This window comes from Pseudomonas sp. C1C7 (genome assembly GCF_013359595.1).
Lineage (GTDB): Bacteria > Pseudomonadota > Gammaproteobacteria > Pseudomonadales > Pseudomonadaceae > Aquipseudomonas.
Genome location: NZ_JABFMP010000071.1, coordinates 1 through 10,000, shown reverse-complemented (window position 1 = coordinate 10,000; position 10,000 = coordinate 1). Strand labels below are relative to the sequence as shown.

General features: G+C 56.0%; 9 protein-coding genes. 4 read left to right on the top strand and 5 right to left on the bottom strand.

Annotated elements, in window-relative coordinates; genetic code table 11:
- Positions 1-497: 497 nt before the first annotated feature.
- Together HNO86_RS29790 and HNO86_RS29785 are read left to right on the top strand one after the other, a co-directional pair.
- Positions 498-2,579, top strand: coding sequence for a bifunctional diguanylate cyclase/phosphodiesterase (locus HNO86_RS29790; RefSeq protein ID WP_175380515.1), 2,082 nt, complete (start codon positions 498-500; stop codon positions 2,577-2,579).
- 221 nt (positions 2,580-2,800) lie between these two features.
- Complete coding sequence (locus HNO86_RS29785; RefSeq protein ID WP_175380514.1) at positions 2,801-3,547, top strand: SDR family oxidoreductase; 747 nt, start codon at positions 2,801-2,803, stop codon at positions 3,545-3,547.
- A 59-nt stretch (positions 3,548-3,606) separates the two neighbouring features.
- Here HNO86_RS29785 and mapR read toward each other — a convergent pair whose 3' ends face one another.
- The 3 genes from mapR to HNO86_RS29770 all read right to left on the bottom strand — a co-directional run bounded on the left by mapR (position 3,607) and on the right by HNO86_RS29770 (position 7,010).
- The gene (gene mapR, locus HNO86_RS29780; protein WP_175380513.1) at positions 3,607-5,016 is read right to left on the bottom strand and encodes a GntR family transcriptional regulator MpaR; all 1,410 of its coding nucleotides are present in this window, start codon (positions 5,014-5,016) and stop codon (positions 3,607-3,609) included.
- A gap of 134 nt (positions 5,017-5,150) precedes the next feature.
- Entirely contained in the window at positions 5,151-6,581 is a 1,431-nt protein-coding gene (gene ccoG, locus HNO86_RS29775; RefSeq protein ID WP_175380512.1) for a cytochrome c oxidase accessory protein CcoG, read from the bottom strand.
- A gap of 195 nt (positions 6,582-6,776) precedes the next feature.
- The gene (locus HNO86_RS29770; protein ID WP_175380511.1) at positions 6,777-7,010 is read right to left on the bottom strand and encodes a DUF3203 family protein; all 234 of its coding nucleotides are present in this window, start codon (positions 7,008-7,010) and stop codon (positions 6,777-6,779) included.
- A gap of 121 nt (positions 7,011-7,131) precedes the next feature.
- Between HNO86_RS29770 and HNO86_RS29765 the strand changes: the two genes are divergently transcribed.
- On the top strand, positions 7,132-7,629 hold the full coding sequence (locus HNO86_RS29765; RefSeq protein WP_175380510.1) for an MgtC/SapB family protein: 498 nt from the start codon (positions 7,132-7,134) through the stop codon (positions 7,627-7,629).
- 504 nt (positions 7,630-8,133) lie between these two features.
- Complete coding sequence (locus tag HNO86_RS29760) at positions 8,134-8,760, top strand: LysE family translocator (RefSeq protein WP_175380509.1); 627 nt, start codon at positions 8,134-8,136, stop codon at positions 8,758-8,760.
- A 13-nt stretch (positions 8,761-8,773) separates the two neighbouring features.
- On the opposite strand, the gene HNO86_RS29755 is transcribed toward HNO86_RS29760, so the two are convergent.
- The gene (locus tag HNO86_RS29755) at positions 8,774-9,529 is read right to left on the bottom strand and encodes a DNA -binding domain-containing protein (RefSeq protein ID WP_175380508.1); all 756 of its coding nucleotides are present in this window, start codon (positions 9,527-9,529) and stop codon (positions 8,774-8,776) included.
- Positions 9,530-9,628: 99 nt separating this feature from the next.
- A partial coding sequence (locus tag HNO86_RS30145; protein WP_218583546.1) for a hypothetical protein occupies positions 9,629-10,000 on the bottom strand: 372 nt, incomplete at its 5' end.

The following is a 10,000-nucleotide window of genomic DNA, read 5'->3' as shown; positions in this document are numbered from 1 at the left end:
CCGGTTTGCTTCGCTGCACCTCCTCTCGATGTGTGCGGCTTCGCCGCACGGCGCTGCGCGCCTGCCCCCCGGATAAATGCCTCCACTCAGCCTGCCGACGGGGCGGGTGGATCAAAAGCAAAAGCGAGGCGGCCTACCGGCCGGCCTGATCGGGATTGGTCTGTGTAGGAGCTGCCGAAGGCTGCGATCTTTTGATCTTGCTTTTAAAAAAACAACATCAAAAGATTGCAGCTTCGTTGCATTCGACAGCTCCTGCAAAACCTCCGCAAACCGCTTACATCCACCCCTATACACAAACCTGTACCGATCTTGTACGGATCTTGTACAGATCCTGAAAACCCCTTGTTTGAGGGGCTACGGCTCTCAAACAAGCGTTTCATCGGACTGATGGCGAAATGATGACTTTTTTCAGTGCGTTCAACGGCGGAATCAGTACAATCGCTCAATTTGCGCCCTCGAGAACGGAAGCAGTACGGGGGTGATTTCGAGATTTCTCCATGCTCATTGGTAGTTATTCCCCCACGCTGGTTGTCATTTCGCTTTGCGTAGCGATTCTTGCTTCTTACACCGCACTGGACCTGGCCGGACGTATTGCGACCGCCAAGGGCCGGGCCGCGCATTTGTGGACGGCGGGTGGTGCTTGCGCCATGGGTATTGGTGTGTGGTCGATGCACTTCATTGGCATGCTGGCGTTCAAGTTGCCGATCGATCTGGGTTACGACCTGGGCATTACCTTGCTGTCGTTGTTGATCAGCATTCTGTCCTGCGGATTCGCTCTGTGGCTGGTCAGCCAGCCGCAGATGCCGGCCTGGCAACTCGGGTTCGGTGCGTTGGCGATGGGGGCGGGGATCAGTGCCATGCACTACACCGGCATGGCGGCCATGCGCATGCTGCCGGGGATCGATTACGACCCGACGCTGTTCGGCACCTCGCTGCTGATTGCGGTCGGGGCCTCGGGGGCGGCGTTATGGATTGCCTTCCGCCTGCGCCGCAAAGGCCCTTATGTGCGTCTGATCCGCAGTGGAGCGGCGGTGGTGATGGGGATTGCCATTGTCGGCATGCACTACACGGGCATGGCCGCCGCGCAGTTTGCCGATGGCAGTTTCTGCGGCGCGGCAGTCACCGGCTTGAACGGCAAGGGCCTCGACAATCTGGTGCTGATCACCACCCTGGCGGTGCTGAGCATCGCCTTGCTGACTTCGATTCTCGATGCGCGCCTGGAAGAGCGTACCGCCAGCCTTGCCCATTCCCTGACCGAGGCCAACCGCGAGCTGACCCAGCTGGCCCTGCACGACACCCTGACCGGTCTGCCGAACCGGATTCTGCTGGCTGACCGTATCGATCAGGCGATGTCCCGGGTGGACGGCGAGGGCGGCTGTTTTGCGCTGATGTTCATCGATCTGGATGGTTTCAAGCCGGTCAACGATGCGTTCGGCCATCACATGGGCGACCAGTTGCTGCGCGAAGTCAGCCTGCGCTTGCGCGAGGATCTGCGCACGCAGGACACCCTGGCGCGTATCGGTGGCGATGAGTTCGTGTTGCTGGTGCAACTGGCCGATCAGAACGACGCGATGAACCTCGCGGGCCGTCAGGTCGCGTTGATCGCCCGTTCGTTCCGGGTCGCCGAACATGACTTGCAGATCTCCGCCAGTGTTGGCATCGCGCTGTATCCCGGCAATGGCCAAAGCGCCCACGAGTTGCTGATGAACGCCGACGCGGCGATGTATCACGCCAAGAACGCCGGCAAGAACGGCTACCGCTTCTTCGACGCCTCGATGAACGGCAACGCGCGCAAGCAATTGCAACTGCTGCAGGACCTGCGCGCCGCTGTCGAAGAGGAACAGTTCAGCCTGCATTACCAGCCCAAGTTCGACGCCGCCAATAATCGACCGGTCGGCGCCGAGGCGCTGCTGCGCTGGGAACATCCGACCCAGGGCATGATGCTGCCGGACAAGTTCATCGAACTGGCGGAGAAGACCGGGCTGATCATTCCGATTGGCGACTGGGTGCTCAACGAAGCGTGCCGGCAGATGCGCGAATGGTATGTCATGGGCTACACCGACTGGCGCATCGCGGTGAACCTGTCGGCCTTGCAGTTCTGTCACACGGGGCTGGTGCAGAGTGTGGCCAAAGCCTTGGCCACGCACCAATTGCCGGCCAACAACCTCACTCTGGAAATCACCGAAACCACCGCCATGAGCGATGCCGACGCGAGCATGACGGTGTTGCAGGAACTGTCGGAAATGGGCGTCGACCTGTCCATCGACGACTTCGGCACCGGCTATTCCAGCCTGATGTACCTCAAGCGTTTGCCGGCCAACGAACTGAAGATCGACCGCGGTTTCGTGCGCGATCTGGAGCGGGACAGCGATGATGCGGCCATCGTCTCGGCCATTGTCGCGCTGGGGCAGGCGCTGGGTTTGAGGATCGTGGCCGAGGGCGTGGAAACCGATGTCCAGCAGGATTTCCTCACGCAACTTGGTTGCAATTCATTACAGGGATATCTGCTGGGGCATCCGCTGCCGGCGGATCGGTTCATGAGCGAGTTGCAGCGTTCCGAGAAGCTCACGCCCGCGTAAGTAAACCGCTGACCCTGTAGGAGCTGCCGCAGGCTGCGATCTTTTGATCTTGCCCTTCAAAAGATCGCAGCCTCGTTGCACTCGACAGCTCCTACACAGAATTTGCGTACAGCCACAAACCCTGTAGGAGCGGGGATCTGCGTAAGCGATTCCTTACAAAATCCATGAATGACGGTTATTCTTGCCCGCGACCGCTTACGCTTGAAACGGGGAAAGCTTGCATGGATAAAGTCATCGTCATCACTGGCGGCAGTCGCGGCATTGGAGCCGCCACGGCGTTGTTGGCCGCCGAACAAGGCTATCGGATCTGCATCAATTACCAGGCCGACGAAGAGGCTGCGCAAGGTGTGCTTGAACAAGTCCGTGCCCTGGGTGCGCAGGCCATTGCGGTCCGCGCCGATGTCAGCATCGAAGACGAAGTGATTGCCCTGTTCAACCGGGTGGACAGCGAGCTGGGCCGGGTCACGGCGCTGGTCAACAACGCCGGCACCGTGGGGCACAAGTCCCGGGTCGACGAAATGTCCGAATTTCGCATCCTCAAAATCCTCAAGACCAACGTGCTGGCACCGGTGCTGTGCGCCAAGCACGCGATCCTGCGCATGTCGCCCAAGCATGGCGGGCAGGGCGGCAGCATCGTCAACGTCTCGTCGGTCGCCGCGCGCCTGGGTTCGCCCAACGAGTACGTCGACTACGCGGCCTCCAAGGGTGCGCTCGACACCTTCACCATCGGCTTGTCCAAGGAAGTGGCGGGCGAGGGGATTCGTGTCAATGCGGTGCGGCCTGGGTACATCTACACCGATTTCCATGCCTTGAGCGGCGATCCGGATCGGGTCAGCAAGCTCGAGTCGGCGATCCCGATGGCCCGTGGCGGGCGGCCGGATGAAGTGGCGGAGGCGATTGTCTGGTTGTTGTCGGACAAGGCTTCTTATGCGACCGGGACTTTTGTTGATCTCGGGGGCGGGCGCTAACAGCAAGATCAAAAGATTAAAAGATCGCAGCCAGCACGGCAGGCTGCGATCTTTTGCTTTTAAAAGGATCTGACGATCCGCCCCAATGTCTCCATGGCCTTCTCCGCCGCCTCATTCCACGGACTGCCATAGTTCAACCGGATGCAATTCCTGAACCGCTGCGCCGGTGAAAAGATCGGTCCCGGCGCAATGCTGATCCCCTGGGCCAGCGCCATCTGGAACAACTTCAACGAATCCATCTGCGCCGGCAATTCCAGCCACAGGAAGTAGCCGCCCGCGGGCTGACTGACCCGGGTTTGCGCCGGGAAATAGCGGGCAATGGCGGCGAGCATCGCGCTCTGCTGCTCTTCCAGGGCGTAACGCAATTTGCGCAGGTGCCGGTCGTAGCCGCCGTGTTGCAGGTAGTCGGCGATGGCGGCCTGGGCCGGCATGGAAGCGCAGAGCGAGGTCATCAGTTTCAGCCGCTCGATCTTCTGCGCATAGCGCCCGGCGGCCACCCAGCCAACGCGGTAACCGGGGGCCAGGCTCTTGGCGAAGGAGCCGCAATGCATCACCAGCCCTTCGGTATCGAACGCCTTGGCCGGTTTCGGTGCCTGCTGGCCGTAATACAGCTCGGCGTAGACATCGTCTTCGATCAGCGGCACCTGATGCTGGCGCAGCAATTCCACCAGTTCCTGTTTCCTGGCCTCGGGCATGGTCGAGCCCATGGGGTTCTGGAAACTGGTCATGCACCAGCAGGCCTTGATCGGGTGGCGCTCCAGGGTTTGCGCCAGCACGCCGAGGTCGATGCCATCACGCGGATGCACCGGGATTTCCACGGCCTTGAGTTTCAAGCGCTCGAGGATTTGCAGGCAGGCATAGAACGCCGGCGCTTCGATGGCCACCAGGTCGCCGGGCTGGGTCACGGCTTGCAGGCACAGGTTCAGCGCTTCCAGGGCGCCGTTGGTGATCAGCAGTTCCTCCATGGGCAGCATCAGCCCGCCGACCATGTAGCGCAGGGCTATCTGCCGCCGCAGTTGCGGGTTGCCCGGGGACATGTCGGTCACCACCATGCGCGGGTCCATCTCGCGACTGGCACTGGCCAGCGAGCGCGACAGGCGTTGCAGGGGAAACAGGGTCGGGCTGGGGAAGGCTGAGCCGAAGGGCACGGTGTTCGGGTCCTTGATCGAGTCGAGCACCGAGAACACCAGTTCGCTGACGTCGACCTCGGTGGATTCGTTGACCTGGCTGCTGATCACCGGCTCCGAAAACGGCCGTGGCGCGAGGGCATTCACGAAGTAGCCGGAACGCGGTCGCGCGCGGATCAGGCCGCGACGTTCGAGCAGGTAATAGGCCTGGAACACCGTGGACGGGCTGACCCCGTAGGTCTGGCTGGCATAGCGCACCGACGGCACCCGCTGACCGGGGCCGAGGACACCGGAGCGGATCAGTTCAGCGATGTCATCGGCGAATTTTTCGTAGCGTTTCATCGAGTGCTCGATTGGTGTCATTTGTTGAGGTTGAAATCGCCAAGATCGCAGCCTCCGGCAGCTTCTACCCTGGAATGCGTTCCCCTGCAGGAGCTGCCGAAGGCTGCGATCTTTTAGCTGTGCATCTTAAAGGCTCACCGGTTCATCGGCGCAACAAACCGGCTCGTCGCCACACTGCAAACCCCTGGCTCATCGCTATCGACAATCCGGAACCCAATGCTCTGCGAACTGCTGCCCGGCCGATCCGCGATCATCGCCACCGACACCGGTACATCGACAATTTCGCCGGGTGCCAGACTCAGCTCGGTCTTGCCCTGCAACTGGAAGCCGTCAGCCTCGACCAGTGTCAGCCGGTAATCCTGGCGCTGCTGGGTCTTGTTGATGACCTTGAGGGTGTAGATGTTTTCGATCTGCCCCTGACTGTTCTCGCGGAACAGCCCACGGTCCTTGCTCACGTCCAGCGACACCATCGGCCGCTCGATCAGCGCAACCACCAGCGCAGCGATCATCACCAGCAGCACCGCGGTGTAGCCGATCAACCGTGGCCGCAACAGGCGAGTTTTGCCGCCTTGTAACTGACGCTCCGAGGTATAGCTGATCAACCCGCGTTCGTAGCCCATCTTGTCCATGATCGAGTCGCAGGCGTCGATGCACGCCGCGCAACCGATGCATTCCATCTGCAAGCCGTCACGGATGTCGATGCCGGTGGGGCAGACCTGCACGCAGACCTGGCAGTCGATGCAGTCGCCCAGGCCGACCTCGGCCGGCTTGACCTCACGTTTACGCGGCCCACGGTTTTCGCCACGGGCGACGTCGTAGGAAATGGTCAGAGTGTCCTTGTCGAACATCACGCTCTGGAACCGCGCGTAGGGGCACATGTGCATGCACACCGCTTCGCGCAACCAGCCGGCATTGATGTAGGTGGCGCCGGTGAAAAACAGCACCCAGAACAGACTGACACCGGTCATTTGCAGGGTCAGCAGTTCCTCGGCCAGGGGCCGGATCGGCGTGAAGTAACCGACGAAAGTCAGGCCCGTCAGCAGGCTGATCGCCAGCCACATCGTGTGCTTGGCCGAACGGCGTATCAGCTTGTTCAGGCCCCAGGGCGCGGCCTGCAGCTTGATCCGCTGGTTGCGCTCGCCCTCGGTGATCTTCTCGCACCACATGAAGATCCAGGTCCACGAACTCTGCGGACAGGTGTAGCCGCACCAGACCCGGCCGGCGAACACGGTGATTGCGAACAGGCCGAAGGCGGCGATGATCAGTAGCGCCGAGAGCAGGATGAAATCCTGCGGCCAGAAGGTCGCGCCAAAGATGTGGAATTTGCTTTCCGAAAGATCCCACAGCACCGCCTGGCGGCCGCCCCAGTTCAACCAGACCGTGCCAAAGAACAGCAAAAACAGAAATCCCGCGCCGCTGATGCGCAGGGAACGGAACAGGCCGGTAAAACTGCGGGTGTGGATCAGGTTGTCGCTGGTCTTGACCTTCATCTTCGGGCGTGAAGGTTCGTGAATCTGGACTGGCGTCGGGCTTTCTACGGTTCGGACGGGGATTAGCTCGCTCATGGTCTTTCGCTCATCAGCCTCCATCAGGCATGAGCACTATGCGCGGCGATCTGTTTGCATAACAGACTCAGGTATCTGTTTAAAAACCGTATCAGATGGATGCGTCGGCAGCGCCTGCGACAAGTTGAAGCACCTGTAGCGGCGGGCGGCGAGCGCCTATATCAGGCGCTCGCGGGCTGTGTTGATGCGAATCAGTCAAATCACCGAATCACTGTCGGTGGCTTTCAGGTGCCGGCGTCCGTCGACGGCGCCTGCTACGGTCAATGCATCGGCTTCTGCTTCGGTGATGTAGATACGCTGGCCATTGATGTCCACCGCCGACATGGCCTTGGCCCCGTCGGTGACGATAGTGACATCGGGACACAGGCGAATTTCCTCGCCATGTTCGACGGTAAAGAAACAGGTCTGGTTCTCGATTCGAACGGTCATGACGTCATCCCTTTCTTGCGACTGATGAAACGTTAGGGCACAGGCACCGGCCATCGTTCTGTGCAACCGATTAATGGTCGGCGAGGTCCACCCACCATGGCTCCCTCGAAAGGACAGCACCATGAACGGCTGGTGGCATGAAGTCTGGGTGACCCTGCAAGCGGAATTCGCCGACATCGGCGATGCCACACAACTGACCCGCATCACCGTGCGCCTGGTTATCGCCGCGGTGCTGGGCGGCATTCTCGGCTTCGAACGCGAGCACAAGGGCAAGGCGGCCGGGGTACGCACTCACATGCTGGTAGCGCTCGGCGCGGCGCTGTTCGTGCTGGTGCCGCAGATGTCCGGCTCCCAGGCCGATGCCATGAGCCGGGTCGTGCAGGGGGTAATCGCCGGGATCGGCTTTCTGGGGGCGGGGACGATCCTTAAGAACCAGGACGGCGACGAAGGCCACGTCAAGGGCCTGACTACCGCGGCCGGGTTATGGATGACGGCTGCTATTGGTGTATCCGCCGGATTGGGGCGGGAGGCGACGGCGGTGTTCAGTACGTTTTTGGCATTGGCGATTTTTAGTGTGATGCCGAAGGTGGTGCGGTTGTTGGAAAAAGAAGATCGGTAGCGTATCGCCCCTCTTTGAATGAGCATTCTAGCGATGTATAGATATAAACATTGCCATTATTTTATTAGTTTTATCTATAAATTCAGCTTAAGTGGAATACGGTTTTTCATGCATCACGATTCGCAGTTTTTGAAAGTGTCAAAGCTGTATAGGGTTTTTGGCTTTTGAACTGACCCGCGCCCCGCTCGGATAACTCGTGTCGTAATTAAATCTCCTTATCCTAAAAGTGCGCTATTACAAGCGTAGGGAGAAATACAAACTTGGAGTTTCTCCCTGCCTCCACGGTATTGACCGTTTATCCTTGGGGTAGGCGTGAATGTTGCTCGGCTCGGCCCAAACACGCTTGGTGTAGGAGGGTTCGTGGATATAGTTCAGTCCATTCCCAAATTAACCTTTTGCAATAGGAGGGCTAAACAGACTATGCCTCTCGACGAATCCGAGAGATGGTTGTGTTATCGGTTCGACGGTGAGCAAGATGTTAATCTCAATATGTAGGATGTTCCTATGTTTTCTTATTCAGATTGGGCTGCGTTTTTGATCTTTGCAATCGCTTCAACTTTGTCACCTGGCCCTGCTGTTATGTTGGCTATGCGTAATGGTTCTCAGGTTGGTTTCAATCGTTCATTAATCGGGGTTGCTGGAAACGTTAGCGCAATGCTGACCTTTGCATTGTTGGCCACTGTAGGGGTGACTGCCGTTTTTAGCTTGTTCCCCATGTATTTTTTATGGGCGCAGGTATTGGGTGGCGCATACCTAATTTTTTTAGGTATCAAACTGTTTCTCAGCCCAAAAATTGTACAAAATAATAATGTGGGCTTAGCAAATCAGGCGACACGCTCAAGCTTATTCTTAGAGGCATACGTCGTTGGGATTTCAAATCCTAAGGCCCTTCTTTTCTATACTGCACTTTTTCCCCAGTTTGTTAGGGGTGATGAATATGTCCTTGTTCAGTCATTCGTTCTCTCATTAACTTTTGCGATTTGTTCTTTTTTATCGCTTTCTGGTTATTCATGGATAGCAAGTCGACTTACTATAAGATTTTTTAATTTTTGGATGTGGATTAGTCGTGGCAGCGGAGCGGTTTTCATTTTGTTTGGTACTGGCGTGGCTTTAAGTGCTTTGCTGCGCTAGGTTGTTTAACTTCTTAAATCAGATCGCGGTAACCGCCCCTGATCAACTGTTTTGTTTTATTGATATTATAGCGAATTTTAGCTCTCATCCAACTATCTGGTGCCCAATGGTGCTTCACTGACTCCAATCCAAATAACTTTAATGCGATTTCTCTGTGTGGAGTACCATCTTCTATGGAATTTGCGATCAAAATGCTTTCTCTCGCAGCTTTAGTTTGAGTCGTTGACTCAGATGTATTGCCATTAGTTAATTCCAGAATCAATTTTGCGGTTTTTACACATAATGAAAATTTTGGTGTTAAAGGGGTGCATAGCTGAATCGATTTACTATAGTCAGCTTGTTGAAAGTCGGAAATTACCAGTTGATAAAATTTAAGCTGTAAAGTTATTTTTATAATACATTTTTTGCTTTGTTCGAAAATAGCGCCAGTAATCTTCGCATTCGAAAGGCGGAAAATATCAATAAGAGTCGGTCCATTATTCTCGCATAATCTGATTTCTATGCTGTTTTTTGATATTTCAGGATTCCAGAAAACTGTATATCCCGCGATATCATCGATTTCAGGTGTGTTGAGTACGCCCCATTTGTTTTTAAGGAATGAATTTTCGCTTTCGTATTTTATAAACTCAAATTTTTTTAGCGTGTCCATTTTATCGCTCTTGGAAGTTTTGTTCGCAATAGCATCACGAAGGTCTTTCTTGAACTCCGCGTTGGTTTTTAGGATGCACCATGCGAAGTCAACTTCACGAGCGATATTCGAGTTATTCATTGTGCGAGATCCGTTTCGATTAATTCCGATGGGTATAATTTCATGTGTCCTGAAAATTTATAACCGCGCTATGGGTCGATATCAATAGTCTTTATTTTTTTACTTGTAGGAAATTTCTCTCAATAAAAACAGAGTGTTCGTACGTATATGCATGACCGATCCTGTCGGTGTTTTGTTTTTGTGACTCACATTTTGTTTAGGCAGGTTTGCGCAGGCTATAAGCTTTAAAGCTTTTTCCGGAAAATCATGTTTTTTGGTTGTTTTTTTGCTGTATGTAATATCTGACAGAGAAAGTTTGGGGAATTTCGATAGTCCCTGTAGCGCGTGAGTCAATAGCTTTTCCTCTGTAAAGAATCCGACGAACGGTATGCTGTTCGATTTGCTTCTGTACCTTAGGTTCTGTCCGAAAAGTAATGTCGTAAACACCGCATAGCACAAGCCAGCGAGACCATCGCCGCATAACTTTTCGCG